The organism is Rufibacter sp. DG15C (genome assembly GCF_001577755.1).
In the GTDB taxonomy this organism is placed as follows: Bacteria; Bacteroidota; Bacteroidia; order Cytophagales; family Hymenobacteraceae; genus Nibribacter.
Map to the genome: position 1 here is coordinate 3105556 of NZ_CP010776.1, position 25043 is coordinate 3130598.

General features: G+C 50.6%; 24 protein-coding genes. 6 read left to right on the forward strand and 18 right to left on the reverse strand.

The annotated features are described in order from the left end of the window. Positions 1 to 8 precede the first annotated feature (8 nt). From TH61_RS13225 to TH61_RS13250, 6 genes are all read right to left on the reverse strand, one after another. Positions 9 to 236 carry a DUF4266 domain-containing protein gene (locus tag TH61_RS13225; protein ID WP_082780378.1) on the reverse strand — a complete coding sequence of 76 codons (228 nt, stop codon included), beginning with the start codon at positions 234 to 236 and terminating at the stop codon, positions 9 to 11. Continuing rightward, positions 233 to 1129, reverse strand: coding sequence for an FAD:protein FMN transferase (locus tag TH61_RS13230; RefSeq protein ID WP_066512860.1), 897 nt, complete (start codon positions 1127 to 1129; stop codon positions 233 to 235). The genes TH61_RS13225 and TH61_RS13230 overlap by 4 nt, the downstream gene beginning before the upstream one ends. A gap of 63 nt (positions 1130 to 1192) precedes the next feature. Continuing rightward, on the reverse strand, positions 1193 to 1621 hold the full coding sequence (locus TH61_RS13235; RefSeq protein ID WP_066510183.1) for a thioredoxin family protein: 429 nt from the start codon (positions 1619 to 1621) through the stop codon (positions 1193 to 1195). 313 nt (positions 1622 to 1934) lie between these two features. Further along, a complete protein-coding gene (murA, locus tag TH61_RS13240) occupies positions 1935 to 3239 on the reverse strand; it encodes a UDP-N-acetylglucosamine 1-carboxyvinyltransferase (RefSeq protein ID WP_066510184.1) in 1305 nt (434 codons plus the stop codon). A 6-nt stretch (positions 3240 to 3245) separates the two neighbouring features. Continuing rightward, positions 3246 to 3908, reverse strand: a complete 663-nt coding sequence (locus TH61_RS13245; protein WP_066510185.1) for a DUF4290 domain-containing protein — start codon at positions 3906 to 3908, stop codon at positions 3246 to 3248. 194 nt (positions 3909 to 4102) lie between these two features. Next, positions 4103 to 6340: an ATP-dependent helicase gene (locus TH61_RS13250; RefSeq protein ID WP_066510192.1), complete on the reverse strand. Its 2238-nt coding sequence runs from the start codon at positions 6338 to 6340 to the stop codon at positions 4103 to 4105. Positions 6341 to 6670: 330 nt separating this feature from the next. On the opposite strand from TH61_RS13250, the gene TH61_RS13255 reads away from it, so the two are divergent. Together TH61_RS13255 and TH61_RS13260 are read left to right on the forward strand one after the other, a co-directional pair. Further along, a complete protein-coding gene (locus TH61_RS13255; protein WP_066510194.1) occupies positions 6671 to 7069 on the forward strand; it encodes an STAS/SEC14 domain-containing protein in 399 nt (132 codons plus the stop codon). Between the two features lie 136 nt (positions 7070 to 7205). After that, positions 7206 to 7781, forward strand: a complete 576-nt coding sequence (locus tag TH61_RS13260) for a DUF3109 family protein (RefSeq protein WP_066510197.1) — start codon at positions 7206 to 7208, stop codon at positions 7779 to 7781. A gap of 157 nt (positions 7782 to 7938) precedes the next feature. Here the strand turns inward: TH61_RS13260 and accC are convergent, their stop codons facing one another. The 9 genes from accC to TH61_RS13305 all read right to left on the reverse strand — a co-directional run bounded on the left by accC (position 7939) and on the right by TH61_RS13305 (position 15988). Further along, positions 7939 to 9282, reverse strand: coding sequence for an acetyl-CoA carboxylase biotin carboxylase subunit (accC, locus tag TH61_RS13265; protein WP_066510199.1), 1344 nt, complete (start codon positions 9280 to 9282; stop codon positions 7939 to 7941). A gap of 116 nt (positions 9283 to 9398) precedes the next feature. Further along, positions 9399 to 9887 (reverse strand): acetyl-CoA carboxylase biotin carboxyl carrier protein, encoded by a 489-nt coding sequence (gene accB, locus TH61_RS13270; RefSeq protein WP_066510202.1) that lies wholly within the window; start codon positions 9885 to 9887, stop codon positions 9399 to 9401. 4 nt (positions 9888 to 9891) lie between these two features. After that, positions 9892 to 10455, reverse strand: a complete 564-nt coding sequence (gene efp / locus TH61_RS13275) for an elongation factor P (RefSeq protein WP_066510204.1) — start codon at positions 10453 to 10455, stop codon at positions 9892 to 9894. A gap of 123 nt (positions 10456 to 10578) precedes the next feature. Further along, positions 10579 to 11577: a beta-ketoacyl-ACP synthase III gene (locus TH61_RS13280; protein WP_066510206.1), complete on the reverse strand. Its 999-nt coding sequence runs from the start codon at positions 11575 to 11577 to the stop codon at positions 10579 to 10581. A 30-nt stretch (positions 11578 to 11607) separates the two neighbouring features. Continuing rightward, entirely contained in the window at positions 11608 to 12552 is a 945-nt protein-coding gene (gene plsX / locus TH61_RS13285; protein ID WP_066510208.1) for a phosphate acyltransferase PlsX, read from the reverse strand. A 64-nt stretch (positions 12553 to 12616) separates the two neighbouring features. Beyond that, the gene (gene rpmF, locus TH61_RS13290) at positions 12617 to 12811 is read right to left on the reverse strand and encodes a 50S ribosomal protein L32 (RefSeq protein ID WP_066510210.1); all 195 of its coding nucleotides are present in this window, start codon (positions 12809 to 12811) and stop codon (positions 12617 to 12619) included. Positions 12812 to 12848: 37 nt separating this feature from the next. After that, positions 12849 to 13397, reverse strand: a complete 549-nt coding sequence (locus TH61_RS13295) for a DUF177 domain-containing protein (RefSeq protein ID WP_066510211.1) — start codon at positions 13395 to 13397, stop codon at positions 12849 to 12851. Between the two features lie 140 nt (positions 13398 to 13537). Next, positions 13538 to 14548, reverse strand: coding sequence for a 4-hydroxythreonine-4-phosphate dehydrogenase PdxA (gene pdxA, locus TH61_RS13300; protein ID WP_066510216.1), 1011 nt, complete (start codon positions 14546 to 14548; stop codon positions 13538 to 13540). Positions 14549 to 14551: 3 nt separating this feature from the next. Further along, complete coding sequence (locus TH61_RS13305; protein ID WP_066510218.1) at positions 14552 to 15988, reverse strand: M17 family metallopeptidase; 1437 nt, start codon at positions 15986 to 15988, stop codon at positions 14552 to 14554. 54 nt (positions 15989 to 16042) lie between these two features. Between TH61_RS13305 and rsmA the strand changes: the two genes are divergently transcribed. Genes rsmA through TH61_RS13320 form a run of 3 tightly spaced genes read left to right on the forward strand, consistent with a single transcriptional unit; the run spans position 16043 to position 19138 of the window. Then, the gene (rsmA, locus tag TH61_RS13310) at positions 16043 to 16825 is read left to right on the forward strand and encodes a 16S rRNA (adenine(1518)-N(6)/adenine(1519)-N(6))-dimethyltransferase RsmA (RefSeq protein ID WP_066510220.1); all 783 of its coding nucleotides are present in this window, start codon (positions 16043 to 16045) and stop codon (positions 16823 to 16825) included. After that, positions 16815 to 18167, forward strand: coding sequence for a magnesium transporter (gene mgtE, locus TH61_RS13315; RefSeq protein ID WP_066510221.1), 1353 nt, complete (start codon positions 16815 to 16817; stop codon positions 18165 to 18167). The genes rsmA and mgtE overlap by 11 nt, the downstream gene beginning before the upstream one ends. 53 nt (positions 18168 to 18220) lie before the next feature. Next, positions 18221 to 19138 (forward strand): NAD(P)-dependent oxidoreductase, encoded by a 918-nt coding sequence (locus TH61_RS13320; protein WP_231862221.1) that lies wholly within the window; start codon positions 18221 to 18223, stop codon positions 19136 to 19138. Between the two features lie 100 nt (positions 19139 to 19238). Here the strand turns inward: TH61_RS13320 and TH61_RS13325 are convergent, their stop codons facing one another. Together TH61_RS13325 and abc-f are read right to left on the reverse strand one after the other, a co-directional pair. Next, positions 19239 to 20597 carry a DUF5103 domain-containing protein gene (locus TH61_RS13325; protein WP_231862222.1) on the reverse strand — a complete coding sequence of 453 codons (1359 nt, stop codon included), beginning with the start codon at positions 20595 to 20597 and terminating at the stop codon, positions 19239 to 19241. A gap of 130 nt (positions 20598 to 20727) precedes the next feature. Beyond that, on the reverse strand, positions 20728 to 22656 hold the full coding sequence (abc-f, locus tag TH61_RS13330) for a ribosomal protection-like ABC-F family protein (protein WP_066510225.1): 1929 nt from the start codon (positions 22654 to 22656) through the stop codon (positions 20728 to 20730). 374 nt (positions 22657 to 23030) lie between these two features. On the opposite strand from abc-f, the gene TH61_RS13335 reads away from it, so the two are divergent. Further along, positions 23031 to 23561 (forward strand): 2'-5' RNA ligase family protein, encoded by a 531-nt coding sequence (locus TH61_RS13335; RefSeq protein WP_197464037.1) that lies wholly within the window; start codon positions 23031 to 23033, stop codon positions 23559 to 23561. A 1-nt stretch (position 23562) separates the two neighbouring features. Here the strand turns inward: TH61_RS13335 and TH61_RS13340 are convergent, their stop codons facing one another. Beyond that, positions 23563 to 25029 (reverse strand): aminotransferase class V-fold PLP-dependent enzyme, encoded by a 1467-nt coding sequence (locus TH61_RS13340; RefSeq protein ID WP_066510233.1) that lies wholly within the window; start codon positions 25027 to 25029, stop codon positions 23563 to 23565. Positions 25030 to 25043: the final 14 nt, after the last annotated feature.

The window sequence follows — 25043 nt, forward strand, 5'->3', positions numbered from 1 at the left end:
TTAGCTTTTTAGTTACAGCCGCAGCCACCTCCGGTCTTGCCGCCGTTGGCCCCCGAGGCTCCTTCGCGGTACAGCAAGAAATTCAGTTCGGTCTTCTGCACCTTGCGGGCGTTCAAGACCATTTCGGCGTCATTCAAATACATCTTGTTGTATTCCTGCACCGTCTGGCAAGAAAAAAGGCTCCCTGCCATGAACAGCAATAAGAGCCTTGCGCAGTTTCTGGATGTAGCATTCATTCCTTTAGGCGTATGTTTTTGGAACTGTGTACGCGGTTAACATCATCTACTATTAGGCAGGCAATGTCCCTCATCTGGTTGATGAGTTCCAAGCCCACTTGTACGCCCATGACCATCACGGGCGTAGCCATGGCGTCTGCCAACTCCGCATTGGGGCAAAGGATGGTAACGCTCTTAATACCTGTAACGGGCAATCCTGTTTTTGGATTAATGGTATGGCTGTATTTTTTACCGTCAATGATGGCAAACTTCTCATAGTTGCCCGAAGTAGCCACCGCCATATTTGAGATGTTGAGCTGAGAGAAAGGCTGGTGCTTGGAATTGGGGTCTGCAATGCCAATGGTCCAAGGCTGGCCATTGGGTTGTAAGCCCCAGGCGCTTAAATCTCCGGCGGCATTCACTATGCCGCTCTGCACGCCCAGTTGCTGCAAAACGTGTTTTGCCCGCTCAGCGGCATAGCCTTTGCCAATGCCGCCAAAGCCAATACGCATGCCCTGGTGCTTTAAGAACACGCTTTTGTCTTTGGGATTGAGCAGGATGTTTTGATAATTAACCAATCGCACAGAGGCCTGGGCTACTTCTTTGGAGGGTAGCGCCGTCATGGTGGGGTCAAAGTTCCAAAGGCTCTTGTCTACCCCGCCGTAGGTGATGTCAAAGGCGCCCTGGGTCAGGTTTGAGATGCGGATAGACCGCTGGATGAGGTCATAGACCTCGGGAGAAGGGGTAAACGGGGCAATACCCGCGTTGGCATTTATCTGATAAGTCTCACTGGTGTCTGAGAACGTAGTGAGCAGTTTTTCAATGCGCTGAATTTCTGCAATGGCCGCGTCCATTACGGTATCTGCCTCCTGTTGGGTAGGGCTGGCCACCGTCAATTCAAACCGATTCCCCATCAGCTTCTGTACCCGTCTAAACAACTGCGGCACGTTGGCTGGTAGGGAATCTGAGTGGTTCACTTATTTTGTCGTTTTCAGTTGCGCTATAAAGGCCGGGGCGTCTTTAGCAGGAATGCCTTCCCACTTCTTCACCACTTTGCCGTTTTCGTCTAAAAGCAATGTTAAAGGAAAAATACCGCTTTTGTTATACTGTTCGGCTAGTTTTTCATTAAGGCCCATTTGTGCCTTGTCCAGCTGGTTCTTCTTCAATCTAGGGAAGTCAGCATTCACCAGCACCAGGTTCTCAGAGGCGAACTCCTGAAACTGCGGGTTCTCAAAAATCTGCTTTTCCAGCTTAATACAAGGGCCGCACCAGTCTGAGCCAGAGAAGTTGACCAAGATGTACTTGTGGGTTTCATGGGAGACTTTCTTGGCCTGCTCCATGTCTTTCAGCCAAGTTGGGTTTGCCGACAAGGACCACGCACTCAGGAATACAAATAGTAAGTTCATAATTGTAAGGTTAGCAGTAGGACTGAAATTGGAAAGTAACCGGTATATCTATAAGACAACAACCATGCCTTACTTGGTTCCTGCTAGGTAGTGGTGTAGTCTTTCTTGTAAAACCGAATATAAATAAGTTGAGTTGATTTTGTGATGAAATTGCCAAAAACGACTTTTAACAGATATGCTACGCTTTGGCCGTTTTTGGGTTCTTTTCTAGAAAATAGGCTAAAAGTGCAGGTTGCTCTTTAACTAAGAGGTAACAAAAAAAGAGGAAGCCCTAAAAGCTTCCTCTTTATAAAAAATATTATGTAGATACTGCTTAGATGCGCGTGATAGATGCACCAATGGCGTTCAAACGGCCGTCAATGTTCTGGTAACCACGGTCAATTTGTTCAATGTTATGGATGACGCTGCGGCCTTCGGCAGAAAGGGCAGCCAGTAGTAAGGCAACACCCGCTCTGATGTCTGGAGACGTCATGTCAATACCACGCAATGGCACCTGCTTGTTCTGGCCGATCACGGTGGCGCGATGCGGGTCACATAAGATAATTTGCGCGCCCATGTCAATGAGTTTGTCTACAAAAAACAGGCGGCTTTCAAACATCTTCTGGTGAATCAACACTGTTCCTTTGGCTTGGGTAGCTACCACTAAGGCTACGCTCAGCAAGTCAGGAGTGAAGCCCGGCCAAGTATGGTCAGAAACGGTCAGGATAGAGCCGTCAATGTACGTGTCAATCTCGTAGCTGTCCTGCGCCGGAATAAAGATGTCATCGCCTCTAAACTCCATGTTGATGCCCAATCTCCGGAACGTGTCAGGGATTAAGCCCAGCTCATGGATCTGCGCGTTTTTGATGGTGATTTCAGAACCGGTCATGCCTGCCAATCCAATGAAAGAGCCAATCTCAATCATATCTGGCAACATGCGGTGTTCGGTGCCACCCAATTTTTCCACGCCTTCAATGATGAGCATGTTAGACCCGATGCCGGAGATCTTGGCACCCATGCGGTTCAACATCTTGCACAGCTGCTGCAAATACGGCTCACAGGCGGCGTTGTAGATGGTGGTGATGCCCTCGGCTAGAACCGCTGCCATGGCAATGTTGGCCGTACCCGTCACCGAAGCCTCATCTAAGAGCATGTAGGTGCCCTTCAGGTTTTTGCCCTCTAAATGGTAAAAGCTGTCCTGGGCGTCATATTGGAAGGTGGCGCCCAGTTTCTCAAACCCGATGAAGTGGGTGTCCAGCCTTCTACGACCAATCTTGTCTCCGCCGGGCTTAGGTAGTTTGGCCATGCCAAAGCGTGCCAACAAAGGACCCATGATCATCACAGATCCTCTAATGGCTCTGGCCTGGTCCACAAACTGCGGCGTAGTCAGGTAATCCAAATTTACATCAACGGCTTTGAACGTGTAGGTGTCTGGCGCATTCTGCTCCACTTGCACCCCCATGTCACGCAACAGCTCAATGAGTTTGTTGACGTCCCTAATGTTAGGAATATTGGTAATAGTCACAGGCTCAGGTGTCAAGAGCACTGCGCAAAGAATCTGTAAGGCCTCGTTCTTCGCCCCTTGCGGGATAATCTCGCCGTTTAATGGGCGGCCACCCAATACTTCAAAAGAAGCCATGCGTACTTATTTATTCTTACGATTATTCTGATACTTATTCTGCTGTCCGCCCTTGTTGTTCTTCTGGTTGCTACTATTGCTATAGTTGTTGCCAGGTCCCTGTGACGTTTTGATGGTGCTGTCAAACAATCCACCTTTCTCTAGTAGTGCGGCGTCCAAATCCAGCTGTCCTTTAGACAAGTCTCTCAGGTTCTCTAAGATGACCTGGTCAGACACGCTATCCTTGTTGTAAGTGCGGTACAACACTTTCATGAGCTTGCCCACCGAAATGATGGCCGCCTCTTTCTCTACCGGGTCCTGAATCTGGGTGGCCTTTTCAATGAGACTTTCCAGGTTAGAGCCGTAATGCATATACTTGGGCGTGTTCTTAGGATAGTCTACGCGCTGCGGCTTGTCATTGAGGTAGTCCATGGCGCTCAAGGTGAACGGCGCGTCTACATCCAGCTTGCCATCGGCCATCACGTACAAGTGGTTCCAGAGAGTCTGCTGCGCGTCTTGGATGTCCTTCACGTTGGGGTTAAGCCTGCCCATGAGGTTCACCAGCAGCTGGGCCAACTGGGTGCGCTTGGTACGGTCTTCTACGGTCAAGATGTACTGCACAATGTTCTGGACGTTGCGGCCGTACTCTCTCAATAAAAGCTCTTGTTTAAATGTAGAACTGGCTACCATGTTGATGGGATGAATTGCTTGGTCAAAATTAGGAATTTATACTGAGGTAAGTCGCAAGACACAGGACATAAGACACAAGATAATATGCCTATGCACAATAATCTATCCGTTTTTGTGCTGTTTTCATGAAAACAGCACAAAAACGGATACAAAAAGAAAGTCTTATGTCTTAAATCTAGCGTCTTAAATCTATTTTAAGCGTGCACCTTAAGCTTGGCAAAACTCAGAAGCAGGGTTTTTTCACCTACGCCTTCAAACTCAATGATGGCTTTAGTAGAGTTGCCCTGGGTGTCCATTTTAGTAACGGTGCCAAACCCGAATTTAGGATGCTCTACGCGCATACCCGCCTGTAGGTTAGACGTGTCACTAGGCGTAAAGTCTGGTGACGGGGTATAATTAGGCGCAGCGGCAGGTTTTTTGGCGGGTGTGATGAGCTGGCTCACCGGTGTTTTGCGCTGCAGCACTTTCTCAAACGGTCCGCGCTCATCGCCAAACTTGAAGTTCAGGTAGCTTGGGTCAATCTCGTCAATGAAACGGCTTTTCTCTGCGGCACGCAGGTTTCCCCATTGGTAGCGACTGGTGGCATAGGAGAGGGTCAGCTTCTTTTCGGCGCGGGTGATGGCCACGTAGAACAGACGGCGTTCCTCCTCCAAATCAGCGCGCGACGACAGCATCATCTGGCTGGGGAATAGGTTCTCCTCCATACCCACAATGAACACGTTCCTAAACTCCAAACCCTTAGCCGAGTGAATGGTCATCATGGTCACGTATTCGCCTTCCTCTTCCTTCTTGGTGTCTGCGTCTGTTAACAACGCAATGTCTTGAAGAAATGCAGGCAGGCTTTTGTCTTCTTTCTCGGGGTCGTCTACAAACTCCTTGATGGCGTTTAAGAGCTCCTGAATGTTCTCATAGCGGGCCAGACCCTCCACGGTCTTGTCTGAGTACAAGTCGTCTACCAAACCCGAGTGCTTGGCAATGTAGGTAGCGGCCTCAAAGGCGTCTTTCTGCTCAGCTACAATGGCAAAGCTTTTGATTTTAGTCGCGAACTCGTCAATAGCCACGCCGGCGCGGCCCATGCCTAACTGAGAGGCGTGGCTTACTACTTCCCAAATGCTGTGGTTGGTGTCATTGGCCGTCACAATCAGTTTCTCTACCGTGGTATCGCCAATCCCGCGCTTAGGGTAGTTGATGATGCGGCGCAAGGCCTGCTCATCATTGTGGTTGATGGACAGACGCAGATAAGAAATAAGGTCCTTAATCTCTTTACGCTGGTAGAACGACAAGCCCCCTACAATGCGGTACTTGATGTTCATCTTGCGCAAGGCCTCTTCCATGGCTCTTGACTGCGCATTGGTGCGGTACAAGATGGCGAAGTCCTCATAGGAGAGGTGCTGGTTCATCTTCTCCTCAAAAATGGCGTGTGCCACCAGCTTGCCTTCCTCGTTGTCAGAGCTGGCTTTAATCACGTCAACTAGATTGCCTTCTTCGTTCTCAGAGAAAACGTCCTTGCGCAACTGGGCCTTGTTGTTCTTGATGACGCTGTTGGCCGCCTTTACAATATGCTGGGTAGAGCGGTAGTTCTGCTCCAGCTTGAACACCGCCAATTCTGGGTAATCACGTTCAAAATTGAGGATGTTGGTGATATCAGCACCCCTGAACGCATAGATACTCTGGGCATCATCACCCACCACGCAGATGTTGCGGTCTTTGGCGGCAAGTTTTCTGGTAATCAGGTATTGGCTGTAGTTGGTATCCTGGTACTCATCCACCATCACGTACTTGAAGATGTTCTGGTACTTGTTCAAGACATCCACGTGGTCTCTAAAGAGTACGTTGGTATTGAAGAGCAAATCGTCAAAGTCCATGGCGCCCGCCTTAAAGCAACGCTCCTGGTAGGTTTTAAAAATCTGCCCAATCTTAGGTCTTAAGGCCGCCTCGTCGTCTGCCTGAATAGATGCATCGCGCAGGTACTGGGCCACTGAGATGAGTTTGTTCTTCGCGCCAGAAATTCTGCCCAGTACTACGTTGGGTTTGTAAAGCTTGTCGTCCAGGTTCATTTCCTTTACAATGTTCCTGATGAGCGTTTTAGAGTCGTCAGAATCATAGATGGTGAAGTGGCTAGGGTAACCTATTTTGGTGGCCTCGGCACGCAGAATACGGGAGAAAACGGAGTGAAAGGTACCCATCCATAGGTTCTTGGCCTCGGGGCCCACCACTTTCTCAATACGGCCGCGCATCTCTTTAGCCGCCCGGTTGGTAAAGGTTAAAGACAGGATGTTGAACGGGTCCACGCCCTTTTCCAGCAAATGCGCAATGCGGTAGGTTAGCACCCGGGTCTTGCCCGAGCCCGCCCCGGCAATGATCATACAAGGGCCTTCGGTATTTAAAACAGCGGCGCGCTGTGACTCATTCAGGAGTTTGAGATAATCCATGCTCACAATTAATCTTTCTATCTGGGAGAACACAAAAATACAGATAAAAGATCACACTTCTTTGGACATTGGCTAAGGTCTTTAGCCAGAAATAGATGGTCGCGGCCATAAAGGCTTTATTTGCTTAGAATGGATAAATTCCTGGTAAAGCCTCATTATGAGAGGTGGCTTTAATGGTTTGTCGTATCATGGATGTAAATAAAATAGCTGGATAAGCTGAGAAAGGACTCAAAAACATACCTTTGGATTTCATGTTTGTACACTGATGCGTATTTTTGCGCTTACCGTGAATAAATTAAAAGGCTTAGAAGCCAGTTCGGGGGAACAACCATGATTTATTTCAAGAACAATATCATCACCATCCAGTATGAGGAGGCGCGTCAACTGGTGTACACTGAGTGGCATGATTTTGCCAACAGCGAAGAATACCGAAGCGTCTTAAACATTTACTTGCAATTGGTGCAGGAGCAGCCCGTGAGGTTCTGGATTGGCAACAACACCAAGGCCAAAGCCATTCGGCCGGCTGACCAGGAATGGACGGCCAAGGAATGGGCACCCCAATTTGCCAAGACCGGGCAGTTGCGCAAGATGGCCGTGGTGGTGGCAGAGGATCTTTTCAATAAAATGGCGGTGGAAAACATGTTCATTAAAGCCGCCGGGATGATTCCTTTTGATACCAAGTATTTTCATACGGTACCAGACGCCGAGGCATGGGTGCTGGAAGTCTAATCGTTTTTCGCCTATTTTCTGAAAAGCAGCCCAAAAACGGCTGCTTTTCTTATTGGTGATTAGGCGGTCAATGCTCTGGATTTGTTGTCGAACTTAATTACCGGTACTTTTGTCCTTCTCCTGAAATTGACTTGTAATGATAGTACTGCAAAATACCGTCCTCTCTGACGACCTGAAAGATAAGTTCTTTGTCTGCAACCTGGACAAATGCAAAGGCGCCTGCTGCGTGGAAGGTGACCTGGGTGCTCCGCTGGAGAAGGAGGAGCTTTCTGTTCTATCCGAGGTGTATGAGCACGTAAAGCCTTACATGTCTGCGGAAGGCGTGAAGGCCATTGAGGAGCAGGGCTTGTACGTTGAGGAATTTGACGGAGACTTTAGCACCACCACTATTGGCAACCGTGAGTGCGCCTACGCCATCTATGATGAGAACCTTACCTTGAAATGTGCGATTGAGGCCGCCTACCTGGACGGAAAAATATCCTGGAAGAAACCCATCTCGTGCCATTTGTATCCCATCAGAATCACCAAGTACGATGGTTTTGAGGCTTTGAACTATGACCGCTGGGAAATCTGCAATCCTGCCTGTTCCTTCGGGGCTGAGTTGGGCGTGCCGGTCTATAAGTTCTTGCGCGAACCTTTGATCAGAAGATACGGAGAGGAGTGGTTCAATGAATTGGATGCCATGGTGGCGAGTGAGGCGCTAGCTAAATAGTTTGTTAGAAGTTATAGAGAAATCCGTTTTTGGCCTGTTTTCAGGAAAACAGGCCAAAAGCGGCTTTCTCATTATTAGCAGACTGCAAAAAGAATTGACCAAAAGAAAAGGCCCACAAACTAAGTTGTGGGCCTTTTCTTTTGGTCAATTCTTAAGATTACAATTTCGTGAAATCGTAGTTGTCTAGGTAGCTAGTCGTGAACTCACCAGATTTGAATCCTTCATCGTCCATCATGGCCAAATGGAAAGGAATGGTGGTTTTCACGCCTTCAATCACAAACTCACTTAAAGCACGCTTCATTTTCACCAAAGCCTCTTCGCGCGTTTGGGCGCTAACAATCAGCTTGGCAATCATGGAGTCATAGTTGGCCGGAATAGTGTAACCTGCATACACGTGCGTGTCTACGCGTACCCCGTGACCACCTGGTATGTGCAACGTAGTGATCTTGCCCGGGCTAGGACGGAAGCCTGCCTTGGGGTCCTCGGCGTTGATTCGGCACTCAATGGCGTGCATCTGTGGGTAGTAGTTCTTGCCAGAGATTGGAATACCAGCGGCTACCTTGATCTGTTCTTTAATCAAGTCATAGTTCACTACTTCTTCAGTGATAGGATGCTCCACCTGAATACGGGTGTTCATCTCCATGAAGTAGAAATCCTTGTGCTTGTCTACCAGGAACTCAATGGTACCCACACCTTCATAATTGATGGCGGCGGCACCGGCAATGGCGGCCTGGCCCATACGCTCGCGCAATTCATCATCAATGAATGGCGAAGGCGTCTCCTCAATCAATTTCTGGTGACGGCGCTGGATAGAGCAATCACGCTCAGACAAGTGACAAACCTTGCCAAACTGGTCGCCTACAATCTGGATCTCAATGTGGCGGGGCTCCTCCACAAATTTCTCCAGGTACATGCCGTCGTTCCCGAAAGCCGCTTTGGCTTCCTGGCGGGCATCGTTCCAGGCTTTGTCAAAGTCTTCCTCTGCCTTGATAATGCGCATACCGCGTCCACCACCACCAGCCGTGGCTTTGATGATGACCGGGTATTTAATTTTAGCGGCCAGCTTTTTGCCTTGCTCGGCAGAATCCAACAGACCATCAGAACCAGGAATGGTAGGCACACCAGCTCTTTTCATGTACTCCTTAGCCGATGATTTGTCGCCCATGGAGTTGATCATCTCTGGGGCGGCGCCAATGAACTTGATGCCGTTTTCGGCACAGATTCTGGAGAACTCCGCGTTTTCAGAAAGGAAGCCGTAGCCTGGGTGAATGGCATCTGCGTTGGTAATCTCAGCAGCGGCAATCAAGCTTGGCATGTTTAGGTAAGAAAGGGGGCTGGGAGCCGGTCCAATGCATACGGCCTCATCTGCGAAGCGCACGTGCAGGCTTTCCTTGTCAGCGGTAGAGTAAACGGCCACCGTCTTAATGCCCATCTCTTTGCAGGTACGGATAATCCGCAACGCAATCTCGCCCCGGTTAGCGATTAGTATTTTTTTGAACATTGTTGTCTAATTTGGAGATTTGAAGATTTGGAGATGTGAAGATGCAATGAAGAAAAAGGAGACGCGGTTGGCATCTCCATTTTCAAATCATCTCATTTTCAAATTTTCAAATTTGATTAACTAGGATCTACCAAGAACAGAGGCTGGTCGTACTCAACAGGCGTTGCGTTGTCTGTCAAGACTTTCACGATTTTACCAGATACCTCAGACTCAATCTCATTGAACAGCTTCATGGCCTCAATGATACAGATCACTTGTCCTTTTTTGATTTCATCGCCTACGTTCACAAACGCCGGGGACTCTGGGTTGGCTGAGCGGTACAAGGTGCCAATCATAGGAGCCTTGATGGTTACGTAACGGCTGCTGTCATCTACCGGAGCCGCAGGCGCTGCCGGGGCTGCGGGAGCAGGGGCAGAGATTTGCGGAGCGGCCTGTGCAGGAGCTGGGGCTGCCTGTTGGGCTGGAGCGTTACCGGTTACGTAGGTTACCTTTTGGTTGGGCTCACGCTGAATAGCGATTTTGAATTCTTCTGTTTCAATGTCTACTTTGTTCAGACCAGATTTCGCGATGAAATCAATGAGTTCTTGTAGTTCCTTAGCTTTCATAGGGTTATTTTACTCGTTCGGCGTATGAATAGGTACGCGTGTCTACCTTTATTTTTTCATCCATTCCAATAAACAAAGGAACGGTAATGCTGGCTCCTGTTTCTACAATGGCAGGTTTAGAAGCGTTGGTGGCGGTGTCTCCTTTGATACCAGGCTCTGTATACGTAACCATCAGTTCAACATACGTAGGAAGCTCTGCCGTCAAGGGTGTTTCTGTCTCTGCGTGGAACAAGATAGTCACTTCCTGGCCTTCTTTCATTAAATCTGCAAAAGGCACCAACTTTTCATTCAAGGTCACCTGCTCAAAGGTGTTCATGTCCATGAAGTTGTAGCCATAGTCATCTTTGAAGATGAATTGGTGAGGGCGTTGCTCTACGCGGGCAGTGGTCACTTTAATACCGGCGGTGAAGGTGTTGTCCACCACTTTGCCGGTTTTGATGTTCTTTAATTTAGTGCGAACGAAAGCTGGGCCCTTGCCTGGTTTCACGTGTTGAAACTCAGAGATGAGCCACAAATCGCCGTTGAACTCAATGCATAGCCCGTTGCGAAAATCAGCGGTAGTTGCCATAGTAATGGGTTATTTTCAAAAAATGGGAAGCCCAATAGCTTCGTATTTACACAAAAAAAATTCGGCCAAAGATAGCCGAATTTCTTGATTTATATAGGAAAACCCAATAAAAACAGTGAGTTGTTACTTAGGATCATATGCCCACTTCAAATAGATAGCGCCCCAGGTAAAGCCGCCGCCAAAAGCTGCTAGAATAAGGTTGTCGCCTTTCTTTAACTGCGGCTCATACTCCCAAAGACATAAAGGAATGGTGCCGCTGGTGGTATTGCCGTACTTTTGAATGTTAAGCATCACCTTTTCAGAACCTACGCCCATGCGGTTGGCCGTAGCGTCAATGATGCGTTTGTTAGCTTGATGCGGCACCAACCAGGCCACGTCATCGGCGGTTAGGTTGTTACGCTCCATTACTTCGGCAGATACGTCAGCCATGCCCTTTACGGCAAACTTGAATACTTGCTGGCCTTCTTGGTATGCGTAGTGCTCACGGGCGGCCACTGTTTCTGCCGTAGCAGGTTTGCGGCTACCACCGGCTTTCATGTGCAGGAATTGAGCACCAGAGCCATCAGACTTCAAGATGCTGTCCTGAATGCCCAGGCCTTCTGTGTTAGGCTCCAGCATCACCGCGCCGCCGCCATCCCCGAAGATGATGCAGGTGGCACGGTCTGTATAGTCTACAATAGCGGACATCTTATCTGCGCCCACTATGATTATTTTCTTGTATTTACCCGTTTCAATGAACTGGGCGCCGGTGGCCAAAGCGAACAAAAATCCAGAGCAGGCCGCCTGGATGTCATAGCCAAATGCATTCACCAAACCGGTCTCTGCGGTAATGATGTTGGCCGTGGCCGGGAACACCATGTCTGGGGTGGTGGTGGCACAGATAAGCAGTTCTACTTCCTCTGGCTTGGTGTTGGTTTTTTTGAGAAGGTCCAGTACGGCTGGTATGGCAATGGCAGAGGTGCCTTTATTCTCACCTTTCAGAATGCGTCGCTCGCTGATACCGGTCCTGCTGACAATCCATTCATCATTGGTGTCTACCATGGTCTCCAACTCCTGGTTGGTCAGGATATAATCAGGGGCATAGCCGCTTACGCCCGTAATTGCAGCGGTTATCTTACTCATAATCTTCTGAGGCTTGAAATGGGAGTGCGCTTATTGGGCGCTAAAACTTTTTTTGAGTCTCTCTGCTATTTTGGCTTCGGCCATTCTGTTAGCTAGGTGTACCATGTTGCAGATAGCGGTAGGGGTGGAGACGCCGTGGCCAATGATGGCATTGCCATTCACGCCCAGGATAGGACTGCCGCCCACCGCCTCATAGTTGAAACGGTCAAAGAATGGGTCAGAGATTTTCTTCTCATGGATGATGTCATAGATAGACTCCGCCATTTTGAGGATAACGTTACCAGTAAAGCCGTCACAGACAATCACGTCTGCTTTGTCATTGAACAGGTCGCGCCCTTCAATGTTCCCGATAAAGTTGATGGATTTGTTTTCTTTGAGGAGTTTGTAGGTAGGTTGGGTAAGCATGGTGCCTTTCCCTTCTTCTTCCCCTAGGTTCATTAGGCCTACGCGTGGTTTGTCTATGTTGAAGACATACTCTGCATACAGGGAGCCAATCAATCCAAACTGGTCCAGAATCTCTGGCTTGCAGTCTGCAATGGCGCCCACGTCTAGCATGATGCCGTAGCCGCCAGACATTTTTGGGATAAAGCTGGCAAGGGCAGGGCGTAATATCCCTTCCACTTGCTTTACGCTAAACACAGCGCCCACCAGCATAGCCCCGGTGTTACCGGCGCTGCAGAAGGCGTCTGCTTTTTTGGAGGCGAGCATGCCATACCCCACGGCAATGCTCGAATCCGGTTTTTGTGTCAACGCTTTGGTAGGGTGCTCACCCATCTCAATTACTTGAGACGCGTGTACTACCTTAATTCTGGAGCCGGTATACCCGTGCTTTTGCAGGAGAGGGTGAATAAGGTCTTCTTTTCCTATAAGGATAATCTGTACCTCGTCATTCAGTGTCTCAGCGGCTAAAATGGCGCCTTCTACAACAGCTTCGGGGGCAAAGTCGCCGCCCATCGCATCCAGAGCTATTTTCATGTAAAGGGTATTTGCGTAACTATCCTACAAGTAACTAAAATAAAGCCTGAAAAGACAAGCTTTATTAAGCAACAGAGGCGTAATTTTTAATAGCCACTTTACCGTTGTGGTATAAGTCACCGTCCACTACATAGGCTCTGTGGTATTGGTGAACCTCACCCGTGGTAGGGCAGGTAGCAATAGCCTTTTCAGTAAGCTTGTCGTGCGTTCTTCTCTTATCTCTTCTGGTTTTGGAGATTTTTCGCTTAGGATGTGCCATCTCAGGTAATTATTACAAAATTGGTTTAAAAACTTATTTACTTAATCTTTCGCAGGGCTTCAAAACGAGGGTCCACCGGACCATCTACGTCATCGTCGTCCTCTTCTTCATCTGCTGTGCCAGTGGTGTAGATTAAGAGTCCTTCTGACTCATCCTCTTCGTCCTCATCTGTCTCCTCAATAAAGCGAGGGTGCAGTTTCTTCATGGGTACTGCCAAGCCTATGAAATCATAGAGGTGCTGGGCAATATTTATGAACTGAGTCTCTGGCACTATCTGTAATACGTTCTCGTCCATTTCTAAATCTTCTGGACCAAAGCGCACCAACAGGACTCTTTCTATGTCTAGAGGAAGGTTGAACTCCTCCAGGCTGCGGTCACAAGTAACACGTACCTCACCGGTGATGTAGAAAGTGAAATGCAGTAAAAGCTCCGACTTCTTCAGCACTACGCGCGCCTTCAAGTTGCCGCCGTGAATCAATTCCTGGCTGAACATCTCAAAGAACGGGTTACCCAATTCAAACTCATACTCATGCGTCTTGTTGCTGAGTTTGGTCAAATGGATATCGTACTTCTTTATCTCCTTCACGTTGCAGACTTTTTTTGCAAGTCGCAAAATTAGCAAGAATATTCGTATAATAAAATACAGATGCCTTTTTTGCGATGATTAGTTATTGTCGTTTTTGGGGTGTTTTGCTGGAAACAGACCAAAAACGGTACTAGTTCATTCTACGCTAACGGCGTACGCGCCTTCAAGATGTCCAAAGCCGCAAACAAGGCTTCTCTAAATGAAGTCTCATCTGCTTTGTTCTGCCCGGCAATGTTGTAAGCCGTGCCATGGTCTGGTGAGGTGCGCACCACGGGCAAACCGGCGGTAAAGTTCACGCCGCGCTCAAAGGCCAGGGTTTTGAATGGAATCAGGCCTTGGTCATGGTACAAGGCCAGCGTGGCATCAAACTTCTCATAACTGCGCGTGCCAAAGAAACCGTCTGCCGGAAAAGGCCCAAACACCAGGTTGCCTTTAGTTTTGAGTTGCTCTATGACCGGTGCAATGATTTCTGCTTCTTCCGTTCCCAACAATCCATTCTCACCGGCATGTGGGTTTAGCCCTAGCACGGCAATCTTAGGTTTCTGAATGCCAAAGTCCTTGCGGAGCGAGCTGTCCAGAATGGTCAACTTTCTGATGAGTAGTTCTGGCGTGATCCGCGAAGCTACCTCTTTAAGGGGCATATGCCCGGTTGCCGTGGCCACCCGCAACTTGTCTGCCACTAAGAACATAAGGCTCTCTGGGGCATCAAAGTAGTGCGTGAAGAACTCGGTGTGGCCCGGGAACTGGAAGCCCTCGCCTTGGATGTTGTCCTTGTCAATGGGCGCGGTGACGATGGCCTGTATCAAGCCGGCCTTCAAATCTTCGGCGGCTTTGAACAGGGCCAGTCTGGCCAGCGTGCCCGTGGCTGCGCTTGGCTTGCCTGGGGTGAATTCTAGTTCCTCTTCTTGGCAGTTGAGCACGTTGACCTTGCGTGGTTGGGCCTGGTCTGCAGAAGAAATCACCTGAAAGCTGAAGTTCTCCAGCGCCAGTTGTTTGCGGTAAAAGTTGACCGCCCCGGCCGTGCCGTAGATGACGGGCGTACAGTAATGCAAGACGCGGTTGTCTGCCAAGGTTTTCAAAATCACCTCGGGGCCAATGCCGCTTACATCACCAATGGTAATGCCTATCCTTACTTTGTTCTTTTGCTCCATAGATTAGGCCGTAGCCAGAGACGTTAGGAAATGATACAACAAGCGCACGCTGGTACCGGTGGCGTTCTTGCCGCGGTAACTGTCTGGGCTTAGCAAATAAGCGGTACCCGCAATGTCCAGGTGCACCCATGGGTAATTGGTGAAGAACTCCAGAAACTTGCCCGCCGAGATGGCACCGGCCTCGGCGCCGCCAATGTTCTTCAGGTCCGCAATATCAGATTTCAAGTGGTCCTGGTACTCCTCCCACAGCGGGAATTCCACCAGACGCTCGTGCGCCAGCTCACCGGCCAGTTTCAAATCTGTTTTTATTACATGGTCTGCCGTACCCATCATGACAATGCCTTCGCGGCCAATGGCTCTGGCGGCGGCACCGGTTAGGGTGGCAATGTCAATCACCAGTGACGGGTTGTATTTCTTAGCGAAGTGCAAGGCATCTGCCAGAATCAAGCGACCCTCGGCGTCGGTGTTCAACACCTCTACGGTATGGCCGCTGTGCATGGTAATTACGTCACCCGGCGCGAAGCCTTTGCCACTGATTAAGTTGTCGGTGGCCGGAATCAAGCCTATCACGTGCAAGGGCACTTTGTTTTTGGCCAGTGCGGTGATGGTTCCTGCCACGGCTGCGGCACCTGACATGTCTGACTTCATGTAGTCCATGGAGTTAGGCGTAGGCTTCAGGCTCAACCCGCCGGTGTCATACACCACGCCTTTGCCCACCAATACTACCGGTTGCTCGTTGGTGGCTTTCTCGGGTTTCCACTCCAAAATGGAGAAGGTAGGGGATTCATCACTGGCCTGGCTGACGCTGAGCAATCCACCCATTTTCAGGGACTGGATTTGTACCTCGTCCAGAATCTCCACCTTCACGCCCGTGCCGTCCAGCATCTCCTGAATCTGCTCTGTGAGCAAGGTGGCCGTCTGCTGGTTGTGCGGGGTGTTGATGAGGTCGCGGGTCTGGTACACGGCGTGCAGCAGGTTGGCGGTCTCTTGGATTTGGGCCTGGGAGTAGCTCTCACCGGTCACGGTCACCTTCTGCAAGGTGGGCGGCGTGGCTTTCTCGGTTTTATATTTCAAAAAAGAGTAATTGCTCAACACCAAGCCTTCGGCTGCAAAAATGGCGGCGTCAGCGTTGGTTGTATCTATGAGGGCAATGTGCTCTACTTTATCTGCTTGCAGGCGCTGCTGCAGGGCATGGCCCGCTTTGCGCCAGGCCTCGTTGGTGTCGGTTTGCTTGTTTTTAGCCTCGGTGTTGACCAAATACAGCTGGTGCGTGTATCTGTTGATGGTCACCACGTTGTTTTTGAGCTCCAATTGCCGCTGGATGAAGGTGAGTTCATCTGCAGAAAATTGCTCTTGGGGGAGTTGGTCACGGCCTGAAACCAATAAAGCCTTGCTGGTGGGCTCGGCTAATGTTGCGGAGTATGTCAGTTCTGTGCGCATAAGATGTGTATCTTTGGCTGCAATATAGCCTTAACAAACGGAAACCGAAAGCCAGTGAAGCCCGTCCAGCCCAAGAAACACCTAGGTCAGCATTTTCTCACCGACCTCAAGATAGCACAAGATATTGTGGAGGCCCTGCGCTTGCCCAATGGCGTCAAACAGGTGCTGGAGGTAGGACCCGGCATGGGCGTGCTCACGCAGTTTCTCATTCAGCACCCAGAATACCAGACCACCATCGTGGACATTGACCGCGAGTCCATTGCCTGGCTCAATGAGCATTTTCCGCAGTTGGAGGGCCGCGTACTTTTAGCCGATTTCCTGAAAACCGACCTAAAAACGCTTTTTGACGGACCTTTCTCCGTGATTGGTAACTTCCCTTATAATATCTCTACCCAGATTCTTTTCAAGGTACTGGACCACAGAAACCAGGTGCCCGAAGTGGTGGGCATGCTGCAGAAAGAAGTGGCCGAGCGTATTGCGGCCCCGCACGGGTCCAAGACCTACGGCATCATGAGCGTTCTTCTGCAGGCCTTCTATGACATTGAGTACCTGTTCACGGTGCATGAGAACGTATTCAACCCGCCGCCCAAGGTAAAGTCGGCGGTGATTAGGTTGACGCGTAACAAGGTAGAAACCTTGCCCGTGGACGAGAAGTTGTTTGTAAAGGTAGTAAAGGCCAGCTTTGCCACTCGTCGCAAGACGCTCAGAAACTGCCTGAAGCCGTTTAATCTGCCAGAGGATATGACCAAGCAGCCTTTGTTTGACAAGCGCGCCGAGCAGTTGTCTGTGCAGGATTTCATTCAACTCACCCATCAGATCCAGCACCATGCAGTCTGAGATTACCCGCGAGTTCATTGACCAGATTGAGGACGCCATAGAGCGCCGCGACGCGGACTTCATCCTCTCCAACATGGAGGAGATGTACGCCGCCGACATCACCACGGTCCTTTATGAACTCAACACCGAGCAGAGCAAGTACGTCATTGACATCCTGCCCTCAGACGTGGGCGCCGAGATTCTCTCTGACCTGGACTCTGACGTGCGCACCAGCTTCCTGAAAAACTTCACCACCGAGGAGATTGCCCGCTACCTGGGCCAGATGGACTCTGATGATGCCGTGGATTTGCTCAACGAGCAGCCCGTGCAGCGCAAAGAGGAAATCATCGCCTTGCTGGAGGACCAGGAGCAGGTAGCCGACATTGTGGACCTCTTGCACTATGACGAAGACTGTGCCGGCGGTCTCATGGCCAAGGAGTTAATTAAGGTCAACATCAACTGGCGGGTAGGGCAGTGCATTGAGGAGATAAGACGCCAGGCCGAGGAAGTGGAGAAGGTCTATGCCATTTACGTGGTAGACGACCGTGACAAGTTGGTGGGCCGACTTGGTATGAAAACCCTCATCCTCACCAATGACAATACGCCCATCTCCCAGATTTATGACGCAGATGTCATCTCCATTGAGTCGTATAAAGATGAGCAAGAAGTGGCCACCGTCATGCAGAAATATGACCTGGACGCCATTCCGGTGGTAAACATACAAGGCCGCTTATTAGGCCGTATCACCATTGACGACGTCATTGACGTGATTCAGGAGCAGGCCGAGTTGAGCCGTCAGTTGATGACCGGTATCACCGAAAGCATTGAGGAGGATGACAGCGTGCTCAGGTTGTCCCGGGCGCGTTTGCCTTGGCTGATGGTGGGCATGGTAGGTGGTTTGCTGGGTGCCAAGTTCATCGGGTTGTTTGAAGGCGACATTGCCATCATCCCGGCCTTGGCCATGTTCACACCCCTCATCACTGCTACCGGCGGAAACGTGGGTATTCAATCCTCATCCATCATCATTCAAACGCTGGCCAGCAAGACGGTGGTGTTTGACAACTTCGCGCAACGGATTGTGAAAGTGCTGCTGGTAGCAATTATTAATGGATTGGTGATGTCTGGTCTGGTAATGGGATTCAACTTGTTGTTCAATGTTGATTTTACGCTGTCCATTGTGGTATCCGTGGCGCTGTTTAGCGTGGTATTACTGTCCTCTTTTATGGGCACCGTCACGCCCATGATCCTGGACCGGTTTGGGGTGAACCCTGCTGTGGCCGCCGGGCCTTTCATCACCACTGCCAATGACTTGCTGGGCTTAGCCGTATACTTTATGGTGGCGCACATGCTGTATAACCTTTAGTTTTTATGCTTACTTCTTCTTCCGCTAAGTTTCGTTGTCTCATTGTTGACCTCATGCATGAGAGCCTCTTGCCCATGCTGGAGAACATGGCCGTGGAAGTAACCTACGTACCCCACATCAAGAAGGACCAGGTAGCAGAGTTGTTGCCGTTCTATGACATGCTCATGGTGCGCAGCAAACTAAGAGTCACCGAAGAATTGGTAGCCGCCGCCCCACGCCTGAAGGTGGTGGCCAGAGCAGGTGCCGGGGTAGACAACATTGACGACGGCGTACTAGAGAGACACAACATCACGCTACTCAATGCCCCGGAAGGAAACCGAGACGCCGTGGGCGAGCATACCCTGGGTCTGCTGCTGACTTTGTTCCGGAAGATAAATTCAGGAGATGCTGAAGTAAGAAAAGGCTTGTGGCTACGCGAGGAAAACAGGGGCGAGGAGATCGGCGGCAAGACCGTTGGCATCATTGGCTATGGAAACATGGGCAAAGCCTTCGCCAAGCGGTTAGCGGGGTTTGACTGCGAGGTTTTGGCTTATGATGTACAGGCTGTCACTAAACCCTTTTCTTATGTTAAGCTGTGTGTACTGGAGGAAATCCAGGAACGAGCAGACGTACTGAGTTTGCATATTCCCTTTACTAAGAACAACCGCCATCTGGTAAGTGAGGCCTTCATTGATAGGTTTCAGAATCCGTTCTGGCTGCTCAACACCGCCAGGGGAGAGGTGGTGGACCACGCCGCGCTGGTAAAAGGGCTGAAGCACGGCAAGATACTAGGTGCCGCATTAGACGTACTAGAGAACGAAAAGCTCTCCACTCTGTCACTGGACCAACAAAAGCGGCTTCAGTTTCTGTATGACCACCCGCGGGTGGTGCTTACGCCGCACATTGCCGGCTGGACGCATGAATCCTACCAACGCATCAATGAGGTCTTGGTCCAGAAACTGACCGCCTACCTACACGCGTTAAGCAAATAGCCGTTTTTGGCCTGGTTTCTAGGAAACAGGGCAAAAAAGGACCTGCCATACAACCAGAAGCGCCTCCCATTCTAAAAGGGAGGCGCTTCTGGTTGTATGTTTACCGCTGAGGATTGACCTGAACAGTAGCGTACCCAATGATCAAATCAGCACGGGTTCCAGGCGGGCGGTAATAGACCAGCACGTCATACACGTTTTCTGTAGCGAAGTGGCTGCCTTCAAAAAACTTGGCATCTGGCTGCCCATTGGCGCCCTTCACCGCGAAGTAGTAGTTGTAATAGCCCTGTTTCAAGAGCGCCGCACCGGTATACAATTGCTTGGCGGCATCATAGGTCAGTTTGAAGGGCTCCTGTAAAGCCCAGTCACTTAATCCGCCAAACACATACACCGGGCCGGGTGCCGGCTCTGGGGCATGCAATTGGAAAATGACCTGCTGATAATCAGCATTGAGAGGCGCGTTGCCGTACTCGCGGCTTCCGTAGAGGAACTTGCCGTTGGCGTCTGGCTGCGTGCTGTAGGCTTCCCGGGCGCGTGATTTTCCGGTTTGGGCGTATACTTTGTCCGGGGAGGAGGAAATGTCCCTGCGCTCTACGCCTACGCCACTAAACTGCTCGCTTCTGGTGTCCAGAGCCCTGAACTCGCTCAAGCCTAGAAAGGCCTGGTCCACGTCAAACAGTTGGTACTCCAAGCGGCGCTGGGCTTCCTGAATGAAGGTAGGACGGTTGAACTGTTTGGCGTTGTCCCAGCGGTGATTCTGGCGCATGACCACCTTCACCTCCTGGCTGGGGTTCACCAAAGGGTACTGCGCATAAAAGATGTTGAAGTCCAGTTGTTGGCGCTCCAGGCGGTCACCGGCGCCAGGCGTGGCAGTAGGCCGAAGCCCCACGTTAACCAATTCTTCATACACCACAAAGCGCCTGCTCAACAACAAACCGCCGCCTTCCTGAGACACTTCAAGCAAGTAATTACCGCTAATTTTTACCGGCGGCACTTGAAAGCGGTAATGCCAGTAGGGGACTTTGGTGGCCGTAGACGCGTTCATGTCCCGGATAAAGAACTCATTGAAATCCTGCAGATATTGCAAAGAGGCCAGCTGAGAGGGTTGCCAGTTCACGTCACAGTGATGGATTTTGACCACCACGCGGCTTCCGGTAGCGTTGAGCCGGTCAAACTCAAGAATCAGCGGTGAGGCCTGGGCTAGAGAAACCACCGCCGGGGCCAGCACATCGGCGGCGTTATAGCTCTGCGTGTACAACTGCACCGACTTTACATCTGGGGCATACACCGCGTCTTCATACCGCAAAATAGCGGTGTCTGAACTCCCTGAAACCGCAGCAGCCCCAGAACCGGATGATTCTACGGGCACGCAATTTGTCAGAAAGGTGGCGCTAAAAAGGGAGATAAGCAGGGTTGATTTCCAGGAAGAAGTGAGTTTCACTTGAAGCGTATCTAACATCATGTCTTTGTGTCTTAAGATGACCCTATCTGAGTCTCTACTAACTCAAACCGTTTTTGGCCTGATTTCCTAAAAGTAGCCCAAAAACGGAAAAACCTCACCACTCTTTTAGGATGGTGAGGTTTTGCAGAGACTAGCTCAATTTATTTTCGATGGTTTCTACCTGTTCCATGAGCTGTTCCCAGATGGCCTGTTCCTTGTCCAACTGGCCTTTGATTTTCTCAAACTGCTGGGTGGCCTCATGCAAGGCGTTGGGGTCAGAGTAGGTGCTGGGCAGGGCCAATTTATTTTCGCAGTTCTTGAGTTTGCCCTCTAAGTCCAAGACCAGACCTTCTACTTGCTTCAGCTTCTGGTTGGCTTTCTTGAGCTCCTGTTCCAGGTTTTGGCGTTCGCTGGCCGTGGCCTGTACTTTGGGCGCGACCTTTGGCGCTGAGGCCTGCGTCTGCACGGTGCGCTTGACGTCACGATCGCGCTGTTCCTGCCAGTACTCGTACTCATGGTAGGTGCCCGGGTATTCCTTCAGGACGTGGTCCTCAATGTACCAGATTTTGTTGGCCACATTTTCCACGAAATATCTATCGTGGGAAATCACCACAAACGTACCTTCGTACTGCTCTAGGGCTTGGATGAGGATATTCACCGATTGCATGTCCAAGTGGTTGGTTGGCTCATCCAGGAGTAGGAAGTTGGCTTCTGAGATCAGCGTTTTGGCCAGGGCCACGCGGCTTTTCTCACCTCCAGACAAGACCTTGATTTTCTTGAACACGGTGTCTCCGGTGAACAGGAAAGAGCCTAAGACGCCGCGCAACTCCATCTCGGTGCGGCGGCTGCCGGCCTGGACCATTTCCTGCAGAATTTCGTTTTCCACCGTCAGACTCTCCAACTGGTGCTGAGCATAGAAGGCCATGATGACGTTATGACCCAACTGACGGTCGCCCTGGATGGGCTCGTCCCCGGAAATGATGCGCATGAGCGTAGACTTACCTTTACCGTTGGCGCCAATGAGGGCAATCTTGTCGCCGCGCTCAATGTTGACGTTGGTGTTCTTGAAGATGAGCTTGTCGCCGTAGCTTTTGCTCACATTCTCCAAGCGTAGGATGTTTCTACCTGGCTGTACCGTGAACTGGAACTTGAAGTTGACCACCGGCGCATCGCCGGCTACGTCTTCAATACGCTCCATTTTGTCCAAGGCTTTCATGCGGCTTTGGGCCTGCTTGGCCTTGGTAGCCTTGGCCTTAAAGCGGGCAATGAACTGCTCGGCTTGCTTTATTTGCTGCTGCTGGTTCTCGTAAGCACCTTTCTGGATTTCGTTTCTGAGCTCTTTTTCCTCCAGATAGAAGCTATAGTTACCGGCATAGACGTTCAACTTCTGGCCAGATACTTCTACCGTCATGTTGGTGGTCTTGTCTAAGAACTCCCTATCATGGGATACAATCACTACGGCTCCCTCATAGGCACTTAGGTACGTCTCCAGCCACTTGATGGACGGTAAGTCCAAGTGGTTGGTAGGCTCATCCAAAAGTAGAAGGGAAGGTTTCTGCAAGAGGATTTTGGCCAGCATCACGCGCATGCGCCAGCCTCCTGAGAAGGTGCGCAAGGGTTGCTGCAATTCCTCGGTAGTGAAGCCCAGGCCTTCCAGAATCTCCTCGGCTTTTACTTGTATGTTATAGCCATCCAAGGCCTCAAACTGCTCCTGGAGTTTGGCCAACTTGTCAATGTGCTCGTCCTGGTAGTCAGTTTCCATGGCATGCAGCACCTCGTCAATCTTGTGCTGCACCTGTATGGCCTCCTCAAACGCCTGCATGGCCACCTTCAAGATGCTCTCGTGGGTGTCATAGGACAGCAAATCTTGGTTCAGGAAGCCCAGGGTGGTGTCGCGGCTCATCTGGATGCTGCCGCGGTCAGGCTTGTACTCGCCCACCAATAGACGCAGCAGCGTGGATTTTCCGGTTCCATTCAATCCCACCAAACCAATCTGGTCCTTCGGCTTGATGTGCAGGTTGGCGTCTTCGTACAGGGTGCGGCTCCCGAAGTGGAAGTCAAGGTTATTAATGGAAATCATGAAGCAAGGCGAATAAGCCGCAAAGATACGCAAATTCTAACGGGCAAAGAGAGGCCTTTCAACAAGAGCCTCTAGGAACAGAGTGCGCCAGAATTTAAGCTGGAAAATTTAATCTGCGCTTGCGCTGGTAGGGTGAAGAAGAACCCTTACCTTTTCTCCGTTTTCGGGCTCTTTTCCAGGAATCAGCCCAAAAATGAAGCAATGGGCCTAGGCTGAAAAGATACGACCTAATTTTACATCACATTCAAGAATGCTTCGTTAGTAAGAGGCAAGGTTTTTGTTTTTGGCTAACTTGGCCAAAACAGGCTAAAAACGAATTAAAGGTAACTATGGTAGCTATTGTTTCTTTGTTAGATGAAATGCATACCGCCCGTATGAACCATCTAATTTTCCTTTTAGAGCAGGAATTCGGCTTAAAAGGAGTGCAGACAACGCCAGACCCCCATCTTACCTGGTTAACCGCCAGTGATGCCAGTTTGACGCACCTGAAAAAAGCCTTAAACAAGGCGGCAGGTCTTTGCTGTAGCTTGCGAGTGAAAACAACTGGGCTGGGGATTTTCCCCGGTGAGAAGCCAGTTTTGTACATACCGGTCATCAGGACCCCCGCCATTAATCAGTTCCAGGGGCATCTGTTTGAAGCCATCAGGGACATTAGCCAGGAGATAGGACCCAACTACCAGCCAGACTTCTGGCTGCCGCATTTAACGCTGGCCTTGTCAGACACCACCCCGGCGCTGGTAGCGCAGGCTGTCCAGTTCCTCAACTCCCTCAATTTTAACTGGGAAATTAAACTGGACAACTTGTCACTGCTCACCAAAGTGGATGATAAGTTCTTACGAGAGAGTTATTTTATGCTGGAAGACTCTAAAAAAGGAAAGCCGGTTAAAATCTTCGATAAAAATTAACCTACGCCCAGGCCGCTTCCAGCGCTTGGGCTTTTTCTTGCAGGATCTCCAAGGCCAGGTCCAGGGTGGCTTTGTGCGTCCTGAAGGAGAGGATGGCAAACCGGATCATGAACTTGCCCTCCAAGAGGGTGGAGGACAGAAACACCCGACCGTCTAGCTGCACCGCATGAATAAGCTTTTGGTTGAAGGCATTCGCATCTACGCCATCCTTGGGCACATACCTGAAGATGACCACGGACAGATCTGGCACTACCGGTACCTCAAACCCAGGCAAGGTACTCAGCTTTTGATACGTGTATTGGGCCAACAGGAGCTTTTCTTCCAGGGCACTTCTAAAGGTGGCCACGCCGTGCAACTTTAAAGGCAGCCAAATCCGCAGTCCCCTAAAGTGCTTGCTCAACTCCGGCGACAAATCTGCTGGAGAGGCCTCGCCAGTCACTGAAAGCGTGTCCTGCATGTAGCTGGCTTGGTAATGATGACTCTCTGCCAGTTGCTTCTGGTTTTTGATAAGCACCGCGCCAGAACCATAGGGAATGAACAGCCCCTTGTGCGGGTCCATCACCACCGAATCTGCCTGTTCAATCCCTTTCAATTTTTCTTTACCGACTGAGCACAAAGCAAAGAAACCACCGTAGGCCGCGTCTACGTGGTACCAAAGCTGGTTCTGCTGGGCAATGGCAGCCAGTTCTGACAGAGGATCTACCGCACCCACGTCTGTGGTCCCAGCCGAAGCGATCAGGAGCCAGGGCTTAAGGCCAGCAGTTTTATCTTGTTGTATTACTTGGGCCAAAGCCAATGGGTCCATTCTGTACTGGGCATCCATGGGCACGTGGCGCAATTGGCATTCGCCTAGGCCGGCAATGCGAAGGGCCTTGTCCAGGCAGTGGTGCGTGTGCGAGGTGCAGTAGATAACGCTGTCTGGAATGATGCGGCAGGTAATGTTCTGGGCGTCCCGGGCGGTGACCAAGGCAATGAGGCTGGCAATGCTTCCGCCGGAGGTCAAGTTGCCCGCCGTGTCTGCGGGGAAGCCAATCTCCTGGGCCATCCACCTAATGAGCATGTTCTCCATGCGCACCGCCCCCGGTGAGGAATAGAAAATGCCCGCGTACCGGTTGGTCACCGCCGCCAGATAATCCCCTAAACCTGAGTAGTACAAGCCACCCCCCGGAATATAGCCCATGTGTCCGCCAGAGGCCGGGTTGATGCCGGGCGTGTCCACGTGCATTTGCAACAGAGAAAGCGCCTCTTGTACAGGCATGCCCGTCTCCTGAATGGGGCTTTCCAGCAGGCCGGCGCCTTTGTCAGGCGTGACTACAAAGACAGGTAGTTGCGGAAGTTCTTCCAGGAACGTTTGGGCATACTGCTCCACCGCCTGCTGTACTGGTAGCCGGTCTTGTGTGGTTGGTTCTAAGAGAAGGGTCTGTTGCTCCAGTTCCTGGAGCCGCTGTTCAAGTGCCTGTACGTCCATGTTCCTCGGGTTTC

What these genes read in the sequence shown, in the direction of transcription:
- TH61_RS13325 (WP_231862222.1), bottom strand. Translation starts at nt 20,597, where the DNA reads ATGATGTTAGATACGCTTCAAGTGAAACTCACTTCTTCCTGGAAATCA.
- plsX (WP_066510208.1), bottom strand. Translation starts at nt 12,552, where the DNA reads ATGAAAATAGCTCTGGATGCGATGGGCGGCGACTTTGCCCCCGAAGCT.
- TH61_RS13245 (WP_066510185.1), bottom strand. Translation starts at nt 3,908, where the DNA reads ATGGTAGCCAGTTCTACATTTAAACAAGAGCTTTTATTGAGAGAGTAC.
- efp (WP_066510204.1), bottom strand. Translation starts at nt 10,455, where the DNA reads ATGGCAACTACCGCTGATTTTCGCAACGGGCTATGCATTGAGTTCAAC.
- TH61_RS13250 (WP_066510192.1), bottom strand. Translation starts at nt 6,340, where the DNA reads ATGGATTATCTCAAACTCCTGAATGAGTCACAGCGCGCCGCTGTTTTA.
- TH61_RS13255 (WP_066510194.1), top strand. Translation starts at nt 6,671, where the DNA reads ATGATTTATTTCAAGAACAATATCATCACCATCCAGTATGAGGAGGCG.
- TH61_RS13305 (WP_066510218.1), bottom strand. Translation starts at nt 15,988, where the DNA reads ATGCGCACAGAACTGACATACTCCGCAACATTAGCCGAGCCCACCAGC.
- pdxA (WP_066510216.1), bottom strand. Translation starts at nt 14,548, where the DNA reads ATGGAGCAAAAGAACAAAGTAAGGATAGGCATTACCATTGGTGATGTA.
- TH61_RS13335 (WP_197464037.1), top strand. Translation starts at nt 23,031, where the DNA reads ATGAACCATCTAATTTTCCTTTTAGAGCAGGAATTCGGCTTAAAAGGA.
- TH61_RS13235 (WP_066510183.1), bottom strand. Translation starts at nt 1,621, where the DNA reads ATGAACTTACTATTTGTATTCCTGAGTGCGTGGTCCTTGTCGGCAAAC.
- TH61_RS13320 (WP_231862221.1), top strand. Translation starts at nt 18,221, where the DNA reads ATGCATGAGAGCCTCTTGCCCATGCTGGAGAACATGGCCGTGGAAGTA.
- accC (WP_066510199.1), bottom strand. Translation starts at nt 9,282, where the DNA reads ATGTTCAAAAAAATACTAATCGCTAACCGGGGCGAGATTGCGTTGCGG.
- TH61_RS13260 (WP_066510197.1), top strand. Translation starts at nt 7,206, where the DNA reads ATGATAGTACTGCAAAATACCGTCCTCTCTGACGACCTGAAAGATAAG.
- abc-f (WP_066510225.1), bottom strand. Translation starts at nt 22,656, where the DNA reads ATGATTTCCATTAATAACCTTGACTTCCACTTCGGGAGCCGCACCCTG.
- murA (WP_066510184.1), bottom strand. Translation starts at nt 3,239, where the DNA reads ATGGCTTCTTTTGAAGTATTGGGTGGCCGCCCATTAAACGGCGAGATT.
- TH61_RS13280 (WP_066510206.1), bottom strand. Translation starts at nt 11,577, where the DNA reads ATGAGTAAGATAACCGCTGCAATTACGGGCGTAAGCGGCTATGCCCCT.
- TH61_RS13230 (WP_066512860.1), bottom strand. Translation starts at nt 1,129, where the DNA reads ATGGGGAATCGGTTTGAATTGACGGTGGCCAGCCCTACCCAACAGGAG.
- TH61_RS13340 (WP_066510233.1), bottom strand. Translation starts at nt 25,029, where the DNA reads ATGGACGTACAGGCACTTGAACAGCGGCTCCAGGAACTGGAGCAACAG.
- TH61_RS13225 (WP_082780378.1), bottom strand. Translation starts at nt 236, where the DNA reads ATGAATGCTACATCCAGAAACTGCGCAAGGCTCTTATTGCTGTTCATG.
- accB (WP_066510202.1), bottom strand. Translation starts at nt 9,887, where the DNA reads ATGAAAGCTAAGGAACTACAAGAACTCATTGATTTCATCGCGAAATCT.
- rpmF (WP_066510210.1), bottom strand. Translation starts at nt 12,811, where the DNA reads ATGGCACATCCTAAGCGAAAAATCTCCAAAACCAGAAGAGATAAGAGA.
- mgtE (WP_066510221.1), top strand. Translation starts at nt 16,815, where the DNA reads ATGCAGTCTGAGATTACCCGCGAGTTCATTGACCAGATTGAGGACGCC.